This is a genomic window from Luteibacter anthropi (assembly GCF_023699965.1).
Taxonomy (GTDB): domain Bacteria; phylum Pseudomonadota; class Gammaproteobacteria; order Xanthomonadales; family Rhodanobacteraceae; genus Luteibacter; species Luteibacter anthropi.
Genome location: NZ_CP077072.1, coordinates 3,788,961 through 3,812,049 on the forward strand (window position 1 = coordinate 3,788,961; position 23,089 = coordinate 3,812,049).

Here is a 23,089-nt window from a genome sequence, read left to right on the forward strand (position 1 = left end):
TCAGGGAGGTAGCAGGCCCATGGACCGGGCCTCGAAAACGGCGGCGGTGCGCGAGCGCACCGCCAGTTTGCGGTAGATCGTCTTCGTATAGCCTTCGACGGTGAAGTGCGACAGGCCGCTCAGGCCGGCGATCTCGCGATTGCTGAAGCCCTGCGCGACCAGTCGCAGCACGTCGATCTCGCGCGATGACAGCAGGGACTGTCCTGTGGCTGATTCCTGCGCAGGCGCCGGGTCCGCACGGGCACTGACGGGAATATCCATGCCGCGCAACAGGCGACGCGCAACGAATGGATCGATGGGCACGCCCCCACGCCTGACGCTGCGCAGGGCCATCACCAGTTCCACGTCGTCGCGTTCCTTGAGCAGGCAGCCGTGTGCGCCGGCACGCATGGCCCGCACGAGGTCGTCATCGTCACCGCCGGTCGCCACGGCGATGGTCATGGCATCGGGTCGCTGTGCGGTCATCCAGGTAATCAGCTCGCAGGCCTGTCCACGCGGCAGCCCCGCATCAACCAGCACCACGGAGACATCGCGAAAGGCAATGCCGGCCAGTGCATCGGCGAGACCGTCGGCCACGCGAACGATGGACGGCTCGTAGCCGGCGTGGCGCAGCAGCTGCCGCAGGCGCACCTGGGCCGAAAGGTCGCGTTCGACGATGAGCACGTCGCCGGTAACGGCGCATGCTTCCTGTTCCCTCATCATGGACTTACCCCGGCCCCGCCCCCTGTGGTCGCGCATTCTACGGGATGAATCCCGTAGAGGCACGCTGCGCCCGCGGCACGTTCTTCACAGATGTATGTGCGCTCGCACACGGTCATGTCGCCCGCTGCCACGGCCTGCGACGCCGGATTGATACCGCAGTGCAGCTTGAGGGTCACGGGCGCGGCGCTACACTGGGAAGATCACAGGTTCCCGGGCGTCGCGGAGGCACCTGGCGAGCTGATCCGTCATGGCTCCGGCTGTCTCGATCGTCTTGTCCGTTCCGCACGCCCATTTCGCGGGTAAGCGTTTCGGAGGCTGCACAATGAACAAGCTGGACACCGTGGCGACTGGCGTCAAGACAGTCAAACTCCTGATCGACGGCGAGTTCGTCGAATCCACCACCACCCAATGGCGCGACGTGGTCAACCCGGCCACCCAGGCGGTCCTCGCCCGCGTGCCGTTCGCCACGCCCGCCGAAGTCGATGCCGCCGTGGCGGCGGCGAAAACCGCCTTCCGCACCTGGCGCAAGACGCCCATCGGCACCCGCGCGCGCATTTTCCTGAAGTACCAGCAGCTCATCCGTGAAAACATGACGGAGCTGGCCGCCATCCTGAGCGCGGAGCAGGGCAAGACCCTGCCGGACGCCGAGGGCGATGTCTTCCGTGGCCTGGAAGTGGTGGAGCATGCCGCCGCCATCGGCAACCTCCAGCTGGGCGAACTGGCCAATAACGTGGCCACGGGCGTCGATACCTTCACCCTGCTGCAACCGCTGGGCGTGTGCGCGGGCATCACGCCGTTCAATTTCCCGGCGATGATTCCGCTGTGGATGTTCCCGATGGCCATTGCCACCGGCAACACCTTCGTGCTGAAGCCGTCCGAGCAGGACCCGATGGTGACCATGCGCCTCGTGGAACTGGCCATCGAGGCCGGCATCCCGAAGGGCGTGCTCAACGTGGTGCACGGCGGCGAAGAAGTGGTGAACGCCATCTGCGATCACAACGACATCAAGGCTGTATCCTTCGTGGGCTCCACCAGGGTCGGCACGCACGTGTACAACCGCGCCTCGCTGGCCGGCAAGCGCGTGCAGTGCATGATGGGCGCGAAGAACCACGCCGTGGTGCTGCCCGATGCCAATCGCGAGCAGACCCTCAACGCACTCGTGGGCGCGGCGTTCGGCGCCGCGGGCCAGCGTTGCATGGCCGCTTCCACCGCGGTGCTCGTGGGTGAGGCGCGCGAGTGGATTCCCGACCTCGTCGCCAAGGCGAAGACGCTGCGCGTCAATGCCGGCAACGAAGCCGGCACGGACGTCGGTCCGCTGATTTCCTGCGCCGCGCGCGAACGTGTCGAGGGCTTCATCGCCTCGGGCGTGGAGCAGGGCGCCACGCTGGATCTCGATGGCCGCAAGCCGAACGTGCCCGGTTATGAGGACGGCAACTTCGTCGGCCCCACGATCTTCTCGAACGTGAAGCCGGGCATGCGCATCTACGACGAGGAAATCTTCGGCCCGGTGCTGGTGATCCTGGGCGCCGAATCGCTCGACGAAGCCATCGACATGGTCAATGCCAACCCCAACGGCAACGGTACGGCGGTGTTCACCCAGTCGGGTGCCGCAGCCCGTCGCTTCCAGGAAGACATCGACGTGGGCCAGGTGGGCATCAACGTGCCGATCCCGGTGCCGGTGCCGCTGTTCTCGTTCACCGGTTCGCGCGCGTCGAAGCTCGGCGACCTGGGCCCTTACGGCAAGCAGGTGGTGATGTTCTACACGCAGACCAAGACGGTGACCCAGCGCTGGTTCGATGACGACACCCTGCATGTCGGCGTGAACACCACCATCAGCCTTAAGTGACGGACGCTGCCATGGATATCCAGGCACACGACCTGACGGAAACCCAGGCCGCCATCCGCGAGGCCGCGCGCGATTTCGCGCTGGCCGAGATGGCACCGTACGCGGCCCACTGGGATGCAGAAGGCGAGTTCCCGCGCGAGGCGATCCGCAAGGCCGGCGAACTCGGCTTCTGCGGCTTGTACATCGGCGAAGACGTCGGTGGCTCGGGCCTCACCCGCCACGACGCCACCATCGTGTTCGAGGAACTGGCGGCGGTGGATCCTTCCACTGCCGCCTATATCAGCATCCACAACATGGCGAGCTGGATGCTCGCCACCTTCGGCACACCGGCCATCCGCGAGCAGTGGGCCGGCGAGCTGGCCAGTGGCGGCAAGCTGGCGTCGTATTGCCTGACCGAACCCGGTGCGGGTTCGGATGCCGCGTCGCTGAAGACGCGGGCCGAACGCGATGGCGATCACTACGTGCTCCACGGCGCCAAGGCATTCATTTCCGGTGCCGGTGCCACCGACATGCTGGTGGTGATGGCCCGCACGGGTGGCGAAGGCGCGCGTGGCATCAGTGCGTTCGCCGTGCCGGCGAATGCCGAAGGCGTGGGCTATGGCCGCAACGAGGAAAAACTCGGCTGGCACAGCCAGCCCACGCGCGCGGTCACCTTCGATGGCGTACGCGTGCCTGTCGATCATCGCCTGGGCGAGGAAGGCGAGGGTTTCCGCATCGCCATGAAAGGCCTGGATGGCGGCCGCCTGAACATTGCCGCTTGCTCGCTGGGTGCCGCACAGGGCGCGCTCGATGCGGCGCGTCGTTACATGGGCGAACGCACCCAGTTCGGCCGCAAGCTGGCCGACTTCCAGGCCTTGCAGTTCAAGCTGGCCGACATGGCCACCGAGCTCGTGGCCGCACGGCAGATGGTGCACACGGCGGCGCGCAAGCTCGATGCCGGTCGTGGCGATGCCACGGTCTGGTGCGCCATGGCCAAGCGCTTCGCCACCGATGCCGGCTTCTCGATCTGCAACGACGGGTTGCAGATCCACGGCGGCTACGGCTACATCCGCGAATACCCCGTCGAGCGGCTGCTGCGTGACGCACGCGTGCACCAGATCCTCGAAGGCACCAACGAAATCATGCGCGTGATCGTGGCGCGCCACCTGCTGAACACGGAAGAGGAATTGCGATGAGCCTTGCCGGCAAGACGTACACCGGCCTGAAGCTGGAAGTGGACGGTCATACTGCGATCGTCACCCTCAACAACCCACCGGCGCATACCTGGACACGCGACAGCCTTTCGGCCCTGCGCGACCTGGTGCGCGATCTCGATGCGCAGCGCGACGTGTACGCGCTGGTCATCGTGGGCGACGGCGAGAAGTTCTTCTCGGCCGGCGCCGACCTCAAGCAGTTCGCCGATGGCGACAAGGCACTCGCCCGCGAGGCGGCGCGTCGCTTCGGTGAAGCCTTCGAAACGCTGTCCGCGTTCCGGGGCGTGAGCATCGCCGCGATCAACGGCTACGCCATGGGCGGCGGCCTGGAATGCGCGCTCGCCTGCGACCTGCGCATCGCAGAGGAACACGCGCAGATGGCATTGCCCGAGGCCAGCGTCGGCCTGCTTCCGTGTGCCGGTGGCACGCAGAACCTGGCACGCCTGGTCGGTGAGGGCTGGGCCAAGCGCATGGTGCTGCTCGGCGAGCGTGTCGACGCTGCCACCGCACAGCGCATCGGTCTGGTCGAAGAGGTGGTGCCGAAGGGCGAGGGCAGGGCGAAGGCCATCGCCTGGGCCAAGCAGGTCGAAAAACAGAGCCCGACCAGCGTGGCGGCCAGCAAGCGCCTGATCCAGTCCACCCGCAGCCAGACCCATGTGGCGTCGCTGGTGGCCGAGCGCGAGGCCTTCGTCGATCTGTTCGACAGCCAGGACCAGCGCGAAGGCGTAGCCGCCTTCCTCGAAAAGCGCGCTCCGGTATGGAAGAACGCATGAACGCGCCCGGGGCCATCGAATCGCCGGTTCTTTTCGAGGAACGCACGGCGAACAACGGCAAGCGCATCGGCATCGCCACGCTCAATGCACCGAAGACGCTCAATGGCCTGTCACTGGACATGGCCCTGCTGCTGACCGAACGCTTCGATGCGTGGGCAGCGGATGAGGACATTGCACTGGTGGTGTTGCAGGGCGCGGGCGAGAAAGCTTTCTGTGCCGGTGGCGACCTGCATGGCCTGTATCGCTCGATGCGCGACTACCGGGAAAGCGGTGCCAGCGACGTCAGCAGCAATGCCTATGCCGCGCAGTTCTTCGAGGTGGAATATCGCCTCGACCATCGCATCCACACCTATCCCAAGCCGGTTCTCTGCTGGGGGCATGGCATCGTCATGGGTGGTGGCATCGGGCTGATGTCCGGCGCCAGCCATCGCGTGGTCACCGAGCGCTCGAAGCTGGCGTTCCCGGAGATCACCGTGGGCCTGTATCCGGATGTCGGCGGCAGCGGCCTGCTGAGCCGGTTGCCGGATCATGGCGGCCTGTTCCTCGGTCTTACCGGTGCCCTGCTCAACGCGTCGGATGCCATCGCCGCGAAGCTGGCGGACTGGCAGCTTGCCGAAGCCGACAGGGATACGGTGTATGCCGAACTGCTGTCCACCGCATGGAAGGACGACGAGGCCGTCAATGCGACCCTGCTGGCCGACCTGCTCGGCGGCCGCGCGGTTGCAGGTGAACCGGGTCCGTTCCAGCGCCATGCCGGGCACATCGCCACGCTGTGTTCCGGGAATGATCTCGACACGATCGTCGCAACCATCCGCGCCGACACCAGCGATGATCCCTGGCTGAAGACCGCACGTGACACATTGGCGGCCGGCTCGCCGGGCTCCGCACGACTGGCCTTCGAACTCCAGCAGCGTGCACGCCTGATGCCGCTTGCCGACGTCTTTCGCATGGAATACATCGTGTCGCTGCATTGCGCGGCCCATGGCGATTTCCAGGAGGGCATCCGCGCCCTGCTGATCGACAAGGATCGCAGCCCGCACTGGAACCCCTCCACACAGAAAGAGGCCGACGCTCGCTGGAGCGAGGGCTTCTTCAAGGCACCCTGGGCCGACGGCACGCATCCGCTCGCCGACCTGACTGACACGGTTACCCAAAGGACATTCGCATGAGCCATATCGCTTTCATCGGCCTGGGCAACATGGGCGGCCCGATGGCCGCCAACCTCGCCAGGGCCGGTCACTCTGTCCGCGTCTTCGACCTGGTGCCCGCCGCCGTCGCCCATGCCGTCGAGGCTGGGGCCGTAGCCGCGAAGGATGCCGTCGACACACTCGCCGGTGCGGAGGTCGTCATCACGATGCTGCCGGCCAGCCGCCATGTGGAGGGCCTGTTCCTGGGCGAGCAGGGCATCCTGCCGCATATACCGGCAGGCGCCCTCGTGATCGATTGCAGCACCATCGCCCCGGCCAGCGCCCGCAAGGTGGCCGAGGCCGCGGCTGCGCGAGGCCTGTCGATGATCGATGCGCCGGTGTCCGGTGGCACGGCCGGTGCTGCCGCCGGCACGCTCACTTTCATCGTCGGTGGCGACGATGCCTCGTTCGACCGCGCGAAGCCCGTGCTGTCGGCCATGGGCAAGAACCTGTTCCATGTCGGTGCCAGTGGCGCCGGGCAGGTGGCCAAGCTGTGCAACAACATGGCGCTGGGCGCCATCATGGCCGTCACCGGTGAGGCCATCGCCCTCGGCGTGGCCCATGGCCTCGACCCGAAGGTGCTCTCGCAGATGATGGCCGTGAGCACCAGCCGCAGCTGGGCCACCGAGGTGTGCAACCCGTGGCCGGGCGTGCTGGAAAACGCCCCGGCATCGCGTGGCTACACGGGCGGCTTCGGCAACGACCTCATGCTGAAGGACCTCGGCCTCGCCGCCGAAGCGGCGATGAGCGTGGGCGCTTCCATTCCGCTGGGCGAGCTGTCGCGCAATCTCTACGCCATGAACAGCAAGGCGGGCAATGGTAAACTGGACTTTTCCAGCGTGGTCAAGCTGTTGTCCGGAGAGAAATGAGTTCAGCCGTACGCGAAAAACTGGAACTGCCCAACGGCGGCCACAAGCTGTTGATGCACTCGTGCTGTGCGCCGTGTTCGGGGGAGGTCATGGAGGCCTTCCTCGAATCCGGCATCGATTACACCGTGTTCTTCTACAACCCCAATATCCATCCGGTGAAGGAGTACCTCCTGCGCAAGGAGGAAAACATCCGCTTCGCCGAGAAGCACGGGGTGCCCTTCATCGATGCGGACTACGACACCGACAACTGGTTCGCCCGCGCCAAGGGCATGGAGAACGAACCGGAGCGCGGCATCCGCTGCACGATGTGCTTCGACATGCGTTTCGAGCGTACGGCGCTGTATGCCCATGAGCACGGCTTCCCCGTGATCACCAGCTCGCTAGGCATCTCGCGCTGGAAGAACATGGCGCAGATCAACGACTGCGGCCACCGCGCCGCCGCACCCTACGACGGCCTGGCCTACTGGGACTACAACTGGCGCAAGGGCGGCGGCAGCCAGCGCATGATCGAGATCAGCAAGCGCGAGAACTTCTACCAGCAGGAGTACTGCGGCTGCGTCTACTCCCTGCGCGACACCAACCGGCACCGCCGGGCCCAGGGCCGCGACCGCATCCATATCGGCGTGAAGTTCTACGGCGACGACGACGCGGGTTGACGCGTTTCCCCCGCAGGACGAGAATGCGCCGGCCCGTGGCGCATTCCGTGCCGCGGTATTCCTGTCCGATTCCACCGAGGCATATGGACGTTCACCCTTGCGGTGACGCCGGCCCCAGGCCGATGTCGCCCTTTACATCGATAGCCTTCGGCGCACGCGCCGGACAGGTCGCCGTAGCCCGCTAGGCACGGCCGGCCCGCTCCGCGTGGCCGCCGCTGGCGCCGCAATAAGGAGATGGGCCATGAAGGGCACCTTCGCACTGCTCGACATCGCCGGCTACGTGGCCCTGCTGCTGTGGGGCACACATATGGTCACCAGTGGCGTATTGCGCGGCTACGGCAGCGCGCTGCGTCGCTGGCTGGGGCGTTACCTCGCACACCGGCCGGCGGCATTCGCCTTCGGCGTATGCCTCACCGCGATCCTGCAAAGCAGTACCGCCACCGGCCTCATGGCTACCTCGTTTGCCGCCAGCGGCTTCCTGGGTCTCGCGCCCGGGCTGGCCGTGATGCTGGGCGCCAACGTGGGTACGACACTGATCGTGCAGGTGATGTCATTCGACATCTCGATCATCGCCCCGGTGCTGGTGTTGCTGGGCTTTGCCATTCATCGTCGCAGCGACGATGCGCGCTTTGAAAACCTTGGCCGCGTGTGCATCGGCCTGGGCCTGATGCTGCTGGCCCTGCACCTGCTGGTGGTGTCGCTGGCCCCCGTGGAGAACGCGCAGGCCTTGCGTGCGGTGCTCAACGCGCTGGAGAGCGAGCCGGTGCTGGCCCTGCTGTCGGCCGCCTTGCTGACCTGGCTGTTCCATTCCAGCGTGGCGATGGTGCTGCTGGTGACCTCACTCGCCACGGCCGGCGTCATCGATGCCCCCGGCGCGCTCGCACTGGTGCTGGGCGCCAACCTGGGCGGTACGTTCCCGGCGCTGCTCGAAGCCCATACGCCAGTGGCACGCCGCCTGCCGCTGGGCAACCTGCTCGTGCGCCTGGCCGGTTGCATCGTCTGCCTGCCGCTGCTGCCCTACATGGCTCACTGGCTGGCACCGCTGGGTGATTCGCCGGCACGCATCGCGGTGAATTTCCATACGGCCTTCAATCTCGCCCTTGCCTTGATCTTCCTGCTGCCGGTAGAGCGCATGGCGCAGCTGCTGGTGCGCTTGCTGCCCGATCCGCCGCGTCCGGACGACCCGGGCGTGCCGCAGTACCTCGACGAAGGCGCGCTCGACGCCGCCAACGTGGCGCTGGCCAATGCGGCGCGCGAAGCCATGCGCATGGCCGACATGGTGGAAGGCATGCTCAAGGGACTGGTAGAGGTATTCGGCAAGGACGACCGCGTTCGTGCGGCCGCCATCAGCCGTGTCGACCCCTGGCTCGACCGCCTGGGCATGGCCATCCGTGAATACCTCACGGAGCTGGGCAATGAAGCCCTGAACGAGGAAGACGGCGAGCGCAGCCAGGAGATCCTGGCCTTCGTGATCAACATCGAGCACATCGGCGACATCACGGCGAACAACCTGATGGAATTCGCTGCGAAAAAGGCGGAACGAGGCCAGGATTTCTCGGCCGAGGACATCCAGGATCTCGCGGCAATGCATACCCTCGTGATGGAAAGCCTGCGCCTGGGTCTCACCGTGTTCCTGCGTGGCGACCTGCGTGCGGCCCAGCAGCTGGTGTCGCGCAAGGAGACCCTGTGGCGACTGGAGAACGAGGCCTCCGAGCGGCACATCCGTGGCATCCGCGAGCGCCGCGACGGCAGTGGCGATGTGTACCTGCGGATCCTGCGCGACCTGAAGCGCATCCACTCGCACCTGGCGGCGCTGGCCTACCTGCCGCTGGAGCGGGCCGGCCTGCTCCAGGATCGCCTGATCCGGGAGCACGCCGCACCCTGACGGGTGGGCACCACGCCGGCCTGCATCCATGCGGCCGGCGTGGTATGAACACGAGCAGGACGATAGACGGCGGCGTTGCCCGGAGACGACCGCGCTGAAAGGTTGGCGAAGGTCTTCGGGCATAGATTCCCGATTTTTCGTAGTACGACCTGATCGACCATGCACGCACTGGAAGCCCTTTGGTTCACTACGGTGAACTGGCTATCCGCCCACCTGATTGCGCCGGCCCTGGCGTCGGTGCATCTCACGAAACTGGTGGACGATCCGCAGGAAATTGCGCAGTACTTCCTGTTGACAGGCATCCAGGTGGCGATCATCGCCTTCGTGTTCCGGCCCATGGAAACCCTCTGGCCGCTGGAAGCATGGAGCGAACGCAAGGGCACGCGCATTGATCGCGCCTATACGCTTATCAAGCTGTTCGGCCTGCTGCCGCTGGTGACGTATCTGGTGATCTCACCGCTGGGCCATCTGTTTGGTGGCGGTGGTGACGATGACCCCACGGGGCTGTTCAGCCTGCAAGGTGCATTTCCCTGGCTGGGCCATCACCCGGTGGTGTTGTTCCTGATCTATTACGCGATCTACGACTTCGTGTATTACGTCGTGCATCGCCTGCAACACAAGATTCCCTGGTGGTGGGCGTTGCACAGCCTGCATCACAGCCAGAAGCAGCTGAACTGCTGGTCGAACGACCGCGATCATTACCTCGACGACCTGCTCGAAGTGGTGTGCGTATCCACGGTGTCGGTGCTGATTGGCGTATCGCCCACGGAGTACGCGTTGCTCGTGCTGATCGGCGAGCTGTTGCAGAACTTCGACCACGCGAACATCCGCGTGCGCTTTGGACCGGTGCTGGACAAGATCCTGGTCGATCCGCGCTACCACCGCCTGCACCACATGATCGTGGACCCGGATCGTCCGGGCCTGCACGACTGCAATTATTCGTTTGTCTTCCCCATCTGGGACATCCTGTTCGGCACCGCTTTGTATGGTGAACCGGCACGCGCCACGGGTGTGGGCGACCCTACGGTAAACGCGGACAATGATCGCGGCATCGTGGGGCAGCAGCTCGGCGTGATGAAGCGCTTCTGGGCGTCCGTGCGCTGCAAGGCGGGATGGCGACCGGGCGATGTCGCTTTCGATGAAAACCATCGCCCGGTATCCGTCGACGAATTCGACCTGCACGCACTGGAGGCGAGCCAGACACCACTCGCCGCCGTGCGCGAGCCGCATTGAACAAGGCTTACTTCGCCATGCCGGCGAAGTAAGCGGCCAGTGCCTCGGGCTCATCGGTCTGGAAGACCGTCACGCCGTCCTTGTACAGCCGCCCCCACACTGCGGACGGATCGCGCAGTGCTTCCGCATCGCCGCCATAGCCATTCACGAAGCCCTGGCCCAGCGTGTTCACCCACAGGCGCCCGTGCGCCTGCTTGGCCGCCGCCGAGAGTTCACCGAACACGTCCGGGTCCATCACCGGTAGTTCGTATCCCCATGGACGCCGCTTGCCGCTGGCCTGGGTTTTCAGCACCTGCGGGAGGTCCTTGCCGTCGGGCGTAGTGGCCGAAAGGATGGGCATGAAGGGTACGCGGTCGTAAGGGGCCATCGCGGCCAGCGGTGGTGTGCCTGCACCGGCCACGGTTTTCACGATCACGCGATGGGTGGCACCAAGCCGCTCCACGGCAGCAATCACTTCCGGATAGATCGCTTCCTTGATATCCAGGTTGACCATGATGCGGTTGCCCGCATGGGTGAGCAGCTCATCCATCGTGGAGACCGTCTGCTCCGTGAGAGGTGCGGACGGGCCACCCTGATTGGCACGCAGGTGCAGGGCCTTCAGCTGGGCCAGCGTCAGGTCGGCGACGGCACCGTGGCCATTGGTCATCCGGTCCACGGTGGCATCGTGCATGATCACCAGATAGCCGTCGCGGCTGCGGCGGATATCGGTCTCCATGACGTCGACGCCCAGGGTGACGCAATGATCCAGTGCGGCGAGGGAGTTCTCCGGTGCGGCGGGCAGGGCATGCGTGGGAGCGGCGTTGTGGCAACCGCGGTGCGCTACGACGACGATGCCAGCATCGGGGTTGGCCAGGCGCGTGGCGATGGCCGTGGCGCGATCGGCGGCGATGACGTGGGAACAGGCGAATGCGCTGGCAAGCATCGTCAGGGTAAGGACGAGGGTTCTCTTCATGGGGACGCGATCCTTCAGAACTTCGGCGTGAAGCGCACGCCGAACCAGTAGGTGGTGGGTACGGAGTAGCTGTCTTTGAGCAGGTTGAGCCCGGGACCGGTGATCGTGGTGATACGGCTGTGGCCGACGTTGCTGACCTGGCCGATGAGGGCAAGGTCACGACTGATCTGGTACGTGGCGGACAGGTCCACCTGCGAGCGCGGAGCCCAGTAGAGGTCCTGCCAGCTTACGTCGCTGACGACGGAACGTAATGCACGTCCCTGCTTGTTGTAGGCGGCTCGCAGCTCCAGGCCGTTGTGGTTGTAGAACACGGTGGCGTTGACGATGTAATCGGGCTGGCCCACCAGGCGGTCCACGGCGCGCGTACCTCCGGCGGACAGCGGCACGGCAAGCCGTCCGTCCAGGAACGACACATTGGCGCTGGCGCCGAACGAGCGCAGCCACGGCGCGATGCTTCCGAAGGAATTCACGATGCCGCTCAGCTCCGCGCCACGAATGCGTGCGCTGGAGGCATTTACCGGCGTGCTGACGATGGCGTTCTTGTAGAAGACACCGCTGGATGGATCGGTAAAGCCGAGATCGGAGACGGTGAAGATCTCATCGTGGATCTGCTTGTCGAACAGCGCTACGGATACGAGGCCGCCGGTCTGTTCGGGCAGGCGCCAGTCGAAGGAGAGATCGTAGTTGTCGGATACACGCGGCTTGATGGCCGGGTTGCCGATGGTGACCGACACACCCGTGGCGTTCGGGTTGCCCACATCGCTGCTGTTGACGAAATTGATCGAGCTGCGCGCGGCATACGAATCATACGGTGGGCGACCCAGCGTGCGGCTGTAGCCGGCGCGGATGTCGAAATCGTCGGTGAGGTTGTACCGGCCGAGCAGCGACGGCAGAAGGTGACGGTAGTCCGATGAGGTGCGGACGGGGCGATAGACCTTGTCGGTACCGCGGATATATCCCACGGTGGACTGCAGGGCGCCGTCGTAATGCAGGCCGCCCTGGAGGTAGAGCTGGTCCGTGGCGTAGGTGACGAGGCCGTAGCCACCGAAGATGCGTTCCTTGTGCTCGAAATTGTCCTGGTTATTGAAGTCGTTCTGGCTGGTGCTGTTGAAATCGCTTTTCGGCAGGCTGTCCAGAAACGCCTTCACCTTCGACGGATCGATCGTGAGCAGATTCAGTCCGGGGTTGTACGGCAGGCTCGCGCCCAGGGGGCCGGCAAAGTCGGCGAGGTTGATCGGTGGAGCCGAGGTGTTGGGATCGTATTCGTCACGATGCACGCTGTACGACGGGCGGTCGTCGGTATACATGGCGCCCGTGGCAAAGCCGAAACCCCGGTCCATCTCGCCCTGGTTGAAGCGATAGTCCAGCCGTGCGGTGCGGATCGAGTCGGCGGCATTACGGCCGTAGTCGGGACGCCAGTAGAACAGGCCGTAATTGTTGAGGTTGTAGTACGACGACGGATCGATGGGAAACGCCGCATTGAAACGACTGGTGTCATAGGTGAAGCCGAACGGCGCAGACGGCGTGACCGTGGCGCCGCTGGACCCGGGCGCCGGCCGCGTGGCGCCCGCGATGAACTTCACCATGTAGATCGGTTCGTCGTACGTCGCATCGGAATACGACGCACGCGCCGACAGCTCCTGCTGGTCGTCCGGATGCCAGTTGAAGCCGGCCTGTCCCACCTTGGTACGCGTGGTGATCTGCTGGTTGGAGTACCCCACCTCGACGTCGCCCACCGGATAGGTACCCGAGGTGGGCCCCTGGTTGACCACCGGCCCGTTGCGCCCGTCGATGATGTTCTCGTTGCGGGTCATGTTGTCTTTGAAATAGTAATAACCACCGAGCAGGTAGGCGTCGAAGGTGTCGGATGGACGTGCCTCGAACTTGCCGGTGATGCCGTAGCGGTCGCGCTTGTCCTCCACATACCAGCTCTTGTCGTTCTGCGGCACGGGCAAGCCGTTGCCCAGGTTGTTACCCGACTGCAACTGGCCGGCCGCGTTGTAGAAGTTGTAGAAGACCGTGTCCGAGGTCATGTGTGTGTACGTGTAGCTGCTCAGCGTCTGGTAGTTCGCCGAAACCACGACGCCATACTGATGATCGCTGCCGAAGGTGGTGCTGCCCGTACCGCTCACACGGTAGCCCGGGTCCATCTGCGACGAAGGTTCGCCGTTGTCGCTGGCGTGGCCCAGCGAGGCTTCCATGGTGAAGAACGGCTTGTTGCCGTTGTCGAAGGCACTGCGCGTGCGCAGGTCGATGGCGCCGCCGACGGCATTGGGGTCCTGGTCGGCGGTGAAGGTTTTCACCACGCCGATCTCGCTGATCATCGACGAGGGCAGGATATCCAGGCGCACGCCACGGGTAACCGAGCCCAGGTTGCCATTCGGCGTGCCCGGAGAGGCCACGGTAAGGCCGTCGATGGTGACATTGTTGTAGCTGGAGCCCAGGCCGCGGATCACCGGCGTGGAGGCCTCGTCGCGCGGATGCTCGTTGTCGATGGCCGGCAGCACCGAGAGGCCGGGCACGCGGCGAAGGGCTTCCACGATGGTCAGGTCGGGCAGGGCGCGCGCATCGGTGGCGCTCACCACGTCGCTGATGGTGTTGGCGGCCAGCTTGCTCTCGATGGCGGCCTCGTTCGCGCGACGGATGCCGGTAACCTGCACCGAGTCGAGGGTGGTGGGTTTGTTGTCGCCATCCGTGGTCTGCGTGGCAGGCTTTTCCTGCGGCGTGTCCGCCGATTGCGCGGTGGCGGTGCTGGACAGGGCCGCGGTTGCCAACGCGGTCCCCAGCGCCAGGAGCTTCTTCATGTGACGGTTTCCCCAGATCGCCGGCGTGAGTGCCGGAGCCGGCGCAACGTTAGGCAGAGGGGGTGACGGATTTATTTATTTCAGCGGAAATAAATCGTCATTCCGTTGAGGCCGACAGAATCTCGTGGATGGGCAGCAGGGCCGCGCCCACCGCAGCGGCCGAAGCGCCAAGGTGCGACACGTACAGGGTCGGCAAGGGCAGCCAGGACAACTCACTCATCCATGGGGACTGGCGCAGGCGTTCGCCAAGCGCATCCAGGATGGGCTGCGGCAGCGGCCCGGAAAGAATCACGGCGCCCGGGTCCAGCCAGGCGACGCCGCTGTGGGCCGCCACGGCCAGCTGGTCACCTGCGCGCGCCACCCATGCATCGATCACGGAGCGGTGGCTGGCGAGGCAGGATTCCACGTTGAAGAGCGACGGGATGTCCGCGCCGGCAGCCTGAAGGCAGGCGAGCAGGTCGATGCCCGATGGCCTCGGGTCCTCGGCGGGGAACATACGCCCGATGTCGCCGGAGTTGCCGAACTCCCCGCGAAGGATCTCGCGCTGATGGATCACACCGCCTCCGACGCCATGACCCACGAAGAACACGATGGCCGAGGTGCAGCTCATGATCAGGCCGCTGTCGTAGAACTCGGCCAATGCGGCCAGCGTGGCGTCGTTCTCGATATACACGGGAAAACCGAAGTAATCGGCGAAATAGTGGTCGTAGTCGATGTCCCGCCATGCCTTCAGCCAGTTCACGGTGCGCCGCCGCGACGGAGTGCCGGCCACGATGGGGCCCGGCACCGCAATGCCAAGGCCCAGGAAGCGCGAACGCATCAGGTTGTGCTCCAGCGCCAGCTCCCTGAGGCGACGATCCACTTGTTCGGCAAAGTCGCGAGGCTCCGGGCTGGAGAACGCCGCCACATCCGTCACGATGGTTTCGCCGGTGAAATCGACCAGGGCAATTTCAAGCCACCCCGGATGCACGATGGCACCCGCTGCATAGCCTGCGCGGCCAGACAGCGCAAGCGGCACCGTGGGCCGGCCGCGCGCCACGCTCTGCGTCTGCTCTCTTTCTTCCACGACGCCGAGCATGAGCAGTTCGCGGATGAGCCGGGTCAGGGCGCCATTGTGGAACCCCAGCCGGTTCGCCAGTTCGATGCGTGCGGTGGGGCCGGTCGTGCGCAGATGCCAGACGATCCGCCGGTGCTCGGCGGAGAGTTCGATCTCGGGGCGTCGCTTCATCGCACGGCCTCTTGCTTGCCCACGAGGGTGAAGCGATCGGACAGCAGCACGAGGATATAGACGAGGCCGCCGCATGCGGCGATAACGGCCAGTCCCGCGAGCGTGTCGGGTTGCCGCATGCGGAAGCCGTCCAGGTAATGACCCAGGAGGATGTTGGATAGCGCGATGGACATCTTGATCGTCATGGTGAGCAAGGCAAAGCAGGTGAGATCGGTACGCTGCCCGGTACGTGCCGCGTGGTCGCGCACCACGCCCGCCACGTCATTCCACACCACCACGCTGGTGCCGCCGAGGCCCACGCCGTAAAGAAGGGCCATGGTCAGCTGAAGCGGAAATACCGGTATGGCCATGAGCAGCATCGCGGTGCCGATGGATAATCCCCCGAGCATGACGATTGCGCGCTGGCGCCCCGTCCGCACCATGTGAGTCGCCACGAAGGGGCCCGCCACGGAACCGAGCACCATGGCGAAGGTGAGCATCGCACCTGCGCAATACCCTGGCACCGTATCCGCGGTGAACGGCAGGAAGCGCCCCGGCAACGCCAGCAGGCAGGTGGCCACCGTCGCGATCAGCAGGGGCGACATCCGGGCAGCGGGAAACTCGGATAGCCGTCGTACGGCCCGCTCACGCGCATCGGGGGCAGGTCGTTGACGCCCCAGGAGCCACGCGCTGATCACGATCATGATGCCGATGGCAATCGCGGCCGTGGTCTCGTGGCCCCAGGTCCGTGACGCGGGTTCGCCGATGAGCAGGAAACCGAAGCCCGCCATGCACAGGCGCGCGGCCGGCGCGACGATGGCCCGCAGGGCGGCAAATCGGGTCAGTTCCGCCGCATTCCTCGGAAGCAGGGAAATGAGTGCGTTCTGCGAGAGGTCGTAAAGCGCGTAGCTGGTACGGAACAGTACCGACGTGAAGATCATCCAGGCCAGGGCATGCGACAGGCCCCCGGGTACAGGAAGGAACAGGAGCACGCCACTGATGGCGGTCGCGACACCTCCCGCCAGCTGCAACCGTGGCACCCGTCGGTGCTGTGCCGTCATGCGTACGAAGGCAAAGGCGAGCACCAGGTCGAGCACGCTGCTGTAGGCCAGGGAAGCGGAGAGCAGGATGCCGGTATCCCAGGCACTGAGGCCCAGGCGGATGTGTGCGTAGTAGCCCAGCAGCAGGTCGCTGAAAGACCAGATCAGGCTCCGGGAAAAGTGCCCGAAGCCGAAGGCTGGCAACGAAGCGGACGCACGCAGGTAAGGCAGCCCCATGATGACGGTGTTCGGTGCGGTGGACGGACCTCTATACCGCGTCCAATGACAGCCTTGATGACAGCGGGCCGCATTATGTTGCGACGCCGCGTGCGCCAGGGAAGTCACGCGGTAAATAATTCATCCAGGGAAATTAGATCGATCTAAATCGTCTTGATCCGTTGCTTCATGGAGGACACCGGGATGGTCGCTTCGAAATGGCCGGAAGCGGCATCAGTCGTACGCTGGTACTCGGGCAAATGCACCGAGGCAGTTATCCAAAACCATCATGGAGATTATCCGATGTCCTGCAAATCCATTTCCCTTGCGCTGTGCCTGGGCGCCTGCCTTGCAAGCGGGGCGGCTTCGGCCGCGAACAATGTCGTGTTTCTCAATAATCCTTCACTGCAGGATGTGAAGGACGTGGGCAATTTCACGGTGCACGGAACGGGCAAGCCGTTCTTCAACGAACTGGTGCTGTTTGCCGCCAACATCAACGGTGCCAGCGCCGATAAGCCGGTGCTCTACTACAACACCGAGATGAGCAACATCCTGAGCAAGAACATCGACACCGTGAAGGCGTTGCAGAAGAAGGGGATCAAGGTCCAGATCGCCTACCTGGGCAATCACCAGAACGCCGGCTGGTCGTGCAACATGAGCAAGACGGTAGCGACCGGTCTTGCCGACCTCATGGTGGCCGATGTGGTGAAGTATGGCCTCGACGGCATCGATGTCGATGACGAATATTCCTCGTGCAGTGGCAATACCACGGCTTTTTACAATGTCCTGAGCGCGATCAAGAGCAATCCGGACTTCGACGGCAAGATACTCAGCAAGGCCCTGTGGTCGGATAGCGCCTACTTCAAGTCGACCACGAACGTCGCGAAGCTGCTGACGGAAGGCTATGAAATGACGTACAACGAGAACGTCACGAACCTTGCGTTCTATAACACGGCCGGCATGGGGAAGAACCAGTTGCTTCTGGGTATCGATCCGGGTAACACACCGTCTTCCAGGGTATATGACGTCGCCAAGAGCGTTGCCAGCGGTGGTTATGCGGGTGTGATGATCTGGGCGCCCAATGGCCGGCTTTCCACGTCCAGTGCTGCCACGTATTACACCAACATCCTCAAGGCGCAGACCGGTAGTGCCGACTCGGCCGTGGACTACGTGTCTTCTCCGTAAGCGGCAAGACGATTGCTTCATTGATCCATGGACATGCTGTCCGCTGCGGTAACCAGCTTCGCAACAAAACGAGCAGAGCCTTTCGCAAGATATGACGTTTTGCGTCGCAGCGTGCTTTGCGAACGGTCGTCATATAACGTTTGCGTGGTTGGAGTTGGATCGATCTAAATAACGGTAAAGCGGAGCTTTCCTTTAGGTCGGCCTGGCCAGCGGGAAACGACGCGCCCATCGTTCGGCGCCGGGGCGAATGCTTCGATATCGAACGAAGGTGGGGGCACCCTGGGCGTCACGTCGGTACACATACAGCAGCATCCATCGGAGCAGGATTCATGAACCAGCTGTCCCGTTTCAACCGCACGCGCACGCGTCTTGCGGCCGCCTTGCTTTGCTCGGTCATCGGCATGGCCGCCTCGTCGGCTTCGTTCGCCGCGACCACCGGCTACACCGGCATCTTTGGTGGCGGCCCGATCTACAAGAACCTCAACAACAACATCAAGGAACTCAGCCAGTCGGGCTTCACCGAAGTGATCGTGTGGAGCGTCGAGGTGAAGTCCAACGGCGACCTGAACCTCAATGGCGAATTTCCCATCGTGTCCAACGGTGCCTATGTCGGTAACCAGACGTACCCCGATTTTGCATCCAACCTCGCCAGCCTCAAGGCGGCGGGCGTAAAGCGCATCACCTTCAGTATCGGCTCGTCGAACGTGGGCGACTTCCAGGACATCAAGGCCCTGGTCAACAGCACCGGTACGGGTGGCGGTACCGGCACCACGAGCACGCTGTACAAGAATTTCCAGGCACTGAAGAACGCGATTCCGTCCATCGATGCCATCGATCTCGACGACGAGAACGGCTACGACGCAGCCTCCACCGTGAAGTTCTCGGTGATGCTCGGCAAGCTCGGCTATCACGTGATGCCGGACGCCTACACCAATGCGTCGTACTGGACGTCCGTCACCCAGCAGATCAACCAGCAACGTCCCGGTACCGTGGACGGTGTGCACCTTCAGGTCTATTCCGGTGGTTCGGGCAACAACCCCTGCTCGGGCTGGAACTTCGGTGGCGTGCCGGTGTATCCGGGCATCGCCGATACCACGGTCGGTGGCGGCGTGTCCGTGCCGGCGGCACAGAGCACGGTGGCGAACTGGGCGGGCAGTTGCGGTATCACCGGTGCCTTCCTGTGGCTGTACGACGACGTGGCCGGCAAGACCTACAACGGCAAGACGCTCACGGCAGCCTATGCCGGTGCGATCGATGCCGGCCTGACGCCGACCAACTGACGACATGCGTAGAAGCCGTCCGGGATGCAGACACCTCGGACGGCTTCTACGTATCAGGGGATACCCAGGCCGTTGTTGCCGCGCGAGACGATGCTGAAGGTCTTCGGCGATCCGTTGCTGAAAGCCGCCTGGCCGGCGCCGGGCTGGTCCAGCGTGTTGTAGAGCAGGGTGGCGTTGCCCTGTGTATTCGTCGGCACCACGTAGCCGTTGAGACCCGGGGACAACATCGTGGTGTTTTCGATGACGCCATTGGTCTGCGACGAGATGCGCATGCCGTCGAACATCGCATCCACCACGGTGTTGCCGCGGAAGGTGATGCTGGCGACGGTGGTCGGTGTGCCAGAGATGCCCAGGCCGATGGCCGCGTGGCGGCTGCCGTAACCGAAGCTACCGCCACGGATCACGGTATTGCCCTCGATCGTGGCAGAGCCCAGCGGTCCGAAGTTGCCGAACACGCCGGCGCTCAGGCCGTATTCCTTGCCCGAGTCGTGGGCGAGGTTGTTGGCCACGATATCGTTGTTGCCGCCATAGATGCCGATGTTGTTCGCCCACCACGGCGCTACGGAGGTGTTCTGGATCACGGTGATGTCGTGCATCGGCTGGGTGCCGTTGCCACCGTCGTTGATCGCAAGGCCGTCGTCACCGGTGCCGCGCACGAAGTTGTTGCGGGCAGTCAGGCGGTTGCCGGTGTCATTGCCGGGCACCGTGTTGCCGTTGTTGAGGTTGATGCCGTCGGCCCAGCTGTTGTTGATGCGGCAGTTTTCGACCAGGCCATCCTGGCCGTTGGCCCATACGGCCGCACCTTCATGCTGGATCCACAGGCTGTCGATGATCCAGTTGCTGCCCTTGATGTTGATGCCGCTGCGATTGCCGCCCTGCGGCGTGCGGTCGATCGCATTGCCGTCGATGGCGAAGTTGCGCAGCACGGTGGACGTGGGCTGGATCACCGCATCGGTGGCGGTCGTGCCCAGCGGCACATTGGAATAGAGGGTGCTGTACCACATGCCCGCGCCCTGGATCGTCACGCTGTTCGCCGTGAGGCCATGGGTGGTGTAGAAGGTGCCCTGTGGAATCCAGACTACCTTGTTCTGCGCACGCCCCTTGTTGAAGCACGACTGGATCGCCGCCGTGCTGTCCGCCGAACGGTCGTTGGGCACCGCACCACAGTCGGTGGTGAGCGAGAGCGAGCCGGCGGGCTGCGCCAGCGGGGCAGGCGGCGCTTCGAGTTCGATCAGGTCGATGTCGTACCAGGCGGCCGTGTTGCCTGCATCCTTGCGCACGGTCACCACGTCACCGGGCTGGATGGGCGCGCCGCTGACGAAGGCATGCACCTCGTCCCAGAACACGTGTGGCTGTCCCGTGGACGGGTCCTGCGACATGCCGTTGTAGTTGGCCTGGGTCTCATAGATCCAGGTCTGGCGCGATGTTACGGGTACGACCTGGCGCAGTACGCCGTTGACGTAGAGATCGATGCCCGAGTCGATGCCACCGCCCTGTGGCGCATCGGGAATCGAATAGCGCAGGTTGATCGCCGTCATCGGCTTGCCGGTCGTATTGGACCAGCTCACCTGCTGGCCGTTGGCCGCAAGGTGGACGTAGGCATGGCCGGAGGCTTCCAGGGCTGCGCTGGAGAACAGCGTAGTGGGTGGTGCGGTCAGCGCAACGATGGACGCGCCGCCCAGCAAGGATCCCTGTTCGGCCTCGAAGGTGGTAAAGGGCGTGAGTGCGCCGATCTGCACGGGCGTCACTGCCCATAGCTGGTTGGGGTTACCGGCAATCACGTCCCATTGCTTGACCGTGTCGCCGGGCGTGCTGCTGCCCCCGTTGTCCAGGGCCTTGCCGCTGGCCACGTTGATCACCTGCGAATAACCACCGCCCGCATCCACGATGCGCCACTGCTGGCCGGCATCCGAGATCGACGGCAACGCCTGCGTGAGGAGCGCGCCGGTGGCGGTGGAATCGCCATTGCTCAGGGCAAGGCCACTGGTGAGGCTGACGAGCAGGTAGGCACCGTTGCCGGCATCCACGGGGCGCCATTGCTGGTTGGTGTTGCCGTCGTTGCGCGACCACTGGCCGATCTGGCCGGCGTCGGTCAGTCCACGGTTGTCGAGTACCTGGCCACCGGCCTTGACGGTGAACAGGTAAGGCTGACCTGTCGCGACGTCCGCATGAGCGGCAGCCGTGGCGAGCAGGGAGGTCAGGGCGAGGGCAAGCGGACGAAGGCCGGGACGGCGCATGGCGGTGCCTTTGGCAAGGGAAGGGGAAAGAGCCGGAGCGCCGCCATGCTAGGAAGATCCCGCCGCATACTCTTGGACGTATGCGGGCGGGATGACCCTCAGGATGTGACCTGGCTCACACCCGTGAAAACACCGGCCGTATCGCGCAGCACGCGCGCCTGCCCATGCAAGGTGCCGACGGCTTCGGCGGCCTGGTCCACCATCTGCGCGTAATGCTGCGTATCGCTGTCGAGACTGGCCATGGCCTGGTTGATCTGCTCCGTGCCACGACCCTGCTCGCGTGCAAGCTGGCCAATGGCCGTGACCTGCTGCGCCACGCGGGCTACCGACGCCTGGAGGGTGAGGTTGCTGTCCTCGATGGCGGTGGCCTGTTCCACGCCGTTCTCGATGGCCTCGACCGAGCGCTCGATCAGATCCTTGATATCACGGGCCGATGTCGCCGAATGCTGGGCGAGCGCGCGCACTTCGCCGGCCACCACGGCAAAGCCCTTGCCGTGGCTGCCGGCACGCGCCGCTTCCACGGCGGCATTGAGCGCAAGGATGTTGGTCTGGAAGGCGATGCTTTCGATGGCGCTGGTGACGTCGCGGATGCGGTGGGCATGCGCGGCTATCTCCTGCATGACGCTACCCATGTATTCCACGGCACGACCGCTGCGGCGTGCTTCCTCGGCCATGGCACCGGCAACGGTCGTGGCATCCACGGCGCGCTCTGCCGTGTGCCGGGCGGCTTCGGTCAGCTCCGCCACGCTGGCCGAGGTTTCCTCAAACGCCGCGGCCTGGCGCATCGTGCGTTCGGAGATGTCGCGGTTGCGATCCACGATATGGCTGGCGACGGAGTGCACGGTGTCGCTGGACGACTGCACCGTGCGCACGGTGTCGGCGATGCGGCCCAGCAGGGTGTTCAGGGCTTCGGCTGTCAGGCCGATCTCGTCGTGGCGGCCGATCTCGGCGCGCAGCGACAGGTCGAGCGTGGCGCTGACCGATTGCAGGGTGCCCTGGAGCTTTCCCAGGCCGCCCTTGATCAGGCGGTAGAGCCGGCCACCGAACCAGCCCATGCCCAGGGCAGCTGCCACGATGGCGAGCACGGTAAGGATCAGCGAGGTGCGGTAGGCGGCGGCATTGAGCTCGGCCTGTGCATCGGCCTGGGTCACCACATAGGCCAGGTGGTCGTGCAGGCCATGGTTGAGATCCAGGGCAGCGTCATGCACCTGCCCATGGTTGTGCAGCATGCCCAGGGCGCTGTCGCGCTGGTTACCGTCGTAGCGCCTGAAGAAGGTGTCCCGGGCGGCCAGGTAGGCTGCCATGTGGGCGCGGTCAGCGGCCAGCATGGTCGTGTCTTTGGTATCTCCGGCGGCATGGGCCTGGTAGGAGGCCATGTGGCGTACGAAGCCGGCATCCAGCGCGTCGATTTCCTGGCGCATCCCGTGGCGGGCGGTCTCGTCGATGCCGTCGACGACATAACGGTACAGGGCCAGGCGAAGGGCGCCGACATCGTCCTGGGCTTCGCTCAGGGCCTGTAGTCCGGGAAGGGTGGTGGTTTCAAGCCGGCGGATGCGGGCCTGGGATGCGTCGAGCTGGAATAGTCCGTAGCCGCCGACGGCGAGAAGGGCGATCAGTCCGGCGATCAGGACCACGGCGAGGCGTCGCACGAGGGTCATCGTAAGTTCCATATGGAGCGGGGCGGGTATCGTTCGCGCGCGCGACCGGGCTGTCTAGGCGGTTTCTATCGCGGCCATCGCCGAAAACAGTTGACATGATCCTGCGTCAGGCGTTAGAAATTGCGCATTGCAACAAGCCGAGTCCTTCGGTTTGTCCTTCTAGGGG

At 64.6% G+C, this 23,089-nt stretch carries 17 protein-coding genes; 10 read left to right on the top strand and 7 right to left on the bottom strand.

The features are described 5' to 3' along the window. Positions 1-702 carry a response regulator transcription factor gene (locus tag KR767_RS16250; protein ID WP_250877013.1) on the bottom strand — a complete coding sequence of 234 codons (702 nt, stop codon included), beginning with the start codon at positions 700-702 and terminating at the stop codon, positions 1-3. 322 nt (positions 703-1,024) lie between these two features. Between KR767_RS16250 and KR767_RS16255 the strand changes: the two genes are divergently transcribed. The 8 genes from KR767_RS16255 (at position 1,025) to KR767_RS16290 (ending at position 10,344) form a co-directional block, all read left to right on the top strand. After that, entirely contained in the window at positions 1,025-2,548 is a 1,524-nt protein-coding gene (locus KR767_RS16255) for a CoA-acylating methylmalonate-semialdehyde dehydrogenase (RefSeq protein WP_166946465.1), read from the top strand. A gap of 11 nt (positions 2,549-2,559) precedes the next feature. Continuing rightward, the gene (locus KR767_RS16260; protein WP_250877014.1) at positions 2,560-3,723 is read left to right on the top strand and encodes an acyl-CoA dehydrogenase family protein; all 1,164 of its coding nucleotides are present in this window, start codon (positions 2,560-2,562) and stop codon (positions 3,721-3,723) included. Then, positions 3,720-4,514 carry an enoyl-CoA hydratase gene (locus tag KR767_RS16265; protein ID WP_166946467.1) on the top strand — a complete coding sequence of 265 codons (795 nt, stop codon included), beginning with the start codon at positions 3,720-3,722 and terminating at the stop codon, positions 4,512-4,514. Before KR767_RS16260 ends, KR767_RS16265 begins: the two co-directional genes overlap by 4 nt. Beyond that, a complete protein-coding gene (locus KR767_RS16270; protein WP_250877015.1) occupies positions 4,511-5,683 on the top strand; it encodes an enoyl-CoA hydratase/isomerase family protein in 1,173 nt (390 codons plus the stop codon). The genes KR767_RS16265 and KR767_RS16270 overlap by 4 nt, the downstream gene beginning before the upstream one ends. Then, entirely contained in the window at positions 5,680-6,570 is an 891-nt protein-coding gene (mmsB, locus tag KR767_RS16275; RefSeq protein ID WP_250877016.1) for a 3-hydroxyisobutyrate dehydrogenase, read from the top strand. The genes KR767_RS16270 and mmsB overlap by 4 nt, the downstream gene beginning before the upstream one ends. Further along, a complete protein-coding gene (locus KR767_RS16280) occupies positions 6,567-7,226 on the top strand; it encodes an epoxyqueuosine reductase QueH (RefSeq protein WP_166946470.1) in 660 nt (219 codons plus the stop codon). Before mmsB ends, KR767_RS16280 begins: the two co-directional genes overlap by 4 nt. Before the next feature lie 241 nt (positions 7,227-7,467). Further along, on the top strand, positions 7,468-9,111 hold the full coding sequence (locus tag KR767_RS16285) for a Na/Pi cotransporter family protein (RefSeq protein ID WP_250877017.1): 1,644 nt from the start codon (positions 7,468-7,470) through the stop codon (positions 9,109-9,111). Positions 9,112-9,270: 159 nt separating this feature from the next. After that, positions 9,271-10,344 carry a sterol desaturase family protein gene (locus KR767_RS16290; protein WP_166946472.1) on the top strand — a complete coding sequence of 358 codons (1,074 nt, stop codon included), beginning with the start codon at positions 9,271-9,273 and terminating at the stop codon, positions 10,342-10,344. 7 nt (positions 10,345-10,351) lie between these two features. On the opposite strand, the gene KR767_RS16295 is transcribed toward KR767_RS16290, so the two are convergent. From KR767_RS16295 to KR767_RS16310, 4 genes are all read right to left on the bottom strand, one after another. After that, positions 10,352-11,296 carry a glycerophosphodiester phosphodiesterase family protein gene (locus KR767_RS16295; protein WP_250877018.1) on the bottom strand — a complete coding sequence of 315 codons (945 nt, stop codon included), beginning with the start codon at positions 11,294-11,296 and terminating at the stop codon, positions 10,352-10,354. A 14-nt stretch (positions 11,297-11,310) separates the two neighbouring features. Further along, a complete protein-coding gene (locus KR767_RS16300) occupies positions 11,311-14,100 on the bottom strand; it encodes a TonB-dependent receptor (protein ID WP_250877019.1) in 2,790 nt (929 codons plus the stop codon). A gap of 97 nt (positions 14,101-14,197) precedes the next feature. Then, positions 14,198-15,328, bottom strand: a complete 1,131-nt coding sequence (locus KR767_RS16305; RefSeq protein WP_250877020.1) for an ROK family transcriptional regulator — start codon at positions 15,326-15,328, stop codon at positions 14,198-14,200. Then, positions 15,325-16,584 (bottom strand): MFS transporter, encoded by a 1,260-nt coding sequence (locus KR767_RS16310; protein ID WP_250877021.1) that lies wholly within the window; start codon positions 16,582-16,584, stop codon positions 15,325-15,327. The genes KR767_RS16305 and KR767_RS16310 overlap by 4 nt, the downstream gene beginning before the upstream one ends. Before the next feature lie 282 nt (positions 16,585-16,866). Here KR767_RS16310 and KR767_RS16315 point away from each other — a divergent pair, with 282 nt between their 5' ends. After that, positions 16,867-17,748, top strand: coding sequence for a glycoside hydrolase family 18 protein (locus KR767_RS16315; RefSeq protein ID WP_250877022.1), 882 nt, complete (start codon positions 16,867-16,869; stop codon positions 17,746-17,748). A gap of 329 nt (positions 17,749-18,077) precedes the next feature. Beyond that, on the top strand, positions 18,078-19,028 hold the full coding sequence (locus tag KR767_RS16320; protein ID WP_250877023.1) for a hypothetical protein: 951 nt from the start codon (positions 18,078-18,080) through the stop codon (positions 19,026-19,028). Positions 19,029-19,081: 53 nt separating this feature from the next. Here KR767_RS16320 and KR767_RS16325 read toward each other — a convergent pair whose 3' ends face one another. Together KR767_RS16325 and KR767_RS16330 are read right to left on the bottom strand one after the other, a co-directional pair. After that, complete coding sequence (locus tag KR767_RS16325; RefSeq protein WP_250877024.1) at positions 19,082-21,265, bottom strand: RICIN domain-containing protein; 2,184 nt, start codon at positions 21,263-21,265, stop codon at positions 19,082-19,084. A gap of 98 nt (positions 21,266-21,363) precedes the next feature. After that, a complete protein-coding gene (locus KR767_RS16330) occupies positions 21,364-22,923 on the bottom strand; it encodes a methyl-accepting chemotaxis protein (RefSeq protein ID WP_250877025.1) in 1,560 nt (519 codons plus the stop codon). Between the last annotated feature and the right edge of the window lie 166 nt (positions 22,924-23,089).

Bases quoted from the DNA above. Each gene is read 5' to 3' on its own strand.
- KR767_RS16285 (WP_250877017.1), top strand. From the start codon at position 7,468: ATGAAGGGCACCTTCGCACTGCTCGACATCGCCGGCTACGTGGCCCTG.
- KR767_RS16330 (WP_250877025.1), bottom strand. From the start codon at position 22,923: ATGACCCTCGTGCGACGCCTCGCCGTGGTCCTGATCGCCGGACTGATC.
- KR767_RS16315 (WP_250877022.1), top strand. From the start codon at position 16,867: ATGTCCTGCAAATCCATTTCCCTTGCGCTGTGCCTGGGCGCCTGCCTT.
- KR767_RS16280 (WP_166946470.1), top strand. From the start codon at position 6,567: ATGAGTTCAGCCGTACGCGAAAAACTGGAACTGCCCAACGGCGGCCAC.
- KR767_RS16260 (WP_250877014.1), top strand. From the start codon at position 2,560: ATGGATATCCAGGCACACGACCTGACGGAAACCCAGGCCGCCATCCGC.
- KR767_RS16265 (WP_166946467.1), top strand. From the start codon at position 3,720: ATGAGCCTTGCCGGCAAGACGTACACCGGCCTGAAGCTGGAAGTGGAC.
- mmsB (WP_250877016.1), top strand. From the start codon at position 5,680: ATGAGCCATATCGCTTTCATCGGCCTGGGCAACATGGGCGGCCCGATG.
- KR767_RS16255 (WP_166946465.1), top strand. From the start codon at position 1,025: ATGAACAAGCTGGACACCGTGGCGACTGGCGTCAAGACAGTCAAACTC.
- KR767_RS16250 (WP_250877013.1), bottom strand. From the start codon at position 702: ATGATGAGGGAACAGGAAGCATGCGCCGTTACCGGCGACGTGCTCATC.
- KR767_RS16310 (WP_250877021.1), bottom strand. From the start codon at position 16,584: ATGGGGCTGCCTTACCTGCGTGCGTCCGCTTCGTTGCCAGCCTTCGGC.
- KR767_RS16305 (WP_250877020.1), bottom strand. From the start codon at position 15,328: ATGAAGCGACGCCCCGAGATCGAACTCTCCGCCGAGCACCGGCGGATC.
- KR767_RS16290 (WP_166946472.1), top strand. From the start codon at position 9,271: ATGCACGCACTGGAAGCCCTTTGGTTCACTACGGTGAACTGGCTATCC.
- KR767_RS16295 (WP_250877018.1), bottom strand. From the start codon at position 11,296: ATGAAGAGAACCCTCGTCCTTACCCTGACGATGCTTGCCAGCGCATTC.
- KR767_RS16325 (WP_250877024.1), bottom strand. From the start codon at position 21,265: ATGCGCCGTCCCGGCCTTCGTCCGCTTGCCCTCGCCCTGACCTCCCTG.
- KR767_RS16300 (WP_250877019.1), bottom strand. From the start codon at position 14,100: ATGAAGAAGCTCCTGGCGCTGGGGACCGCGTTGGCAACCGCGGCCCTG.
- KR767_RS16320 (WP_250877023.1), top strand. From the start codon at position 18,078: ATGAACCAGCTGTCCCGTTTCAACCGCACGCGCACGCGTCTTGCGGCC.
- KR767_RS16270 (WP_250877015.1), top strand. From the start codon at position 4,511: ATGAACGCGCCCGGGGCCATCGAATCGCCGGTTCTTTTCGAGGAACGC.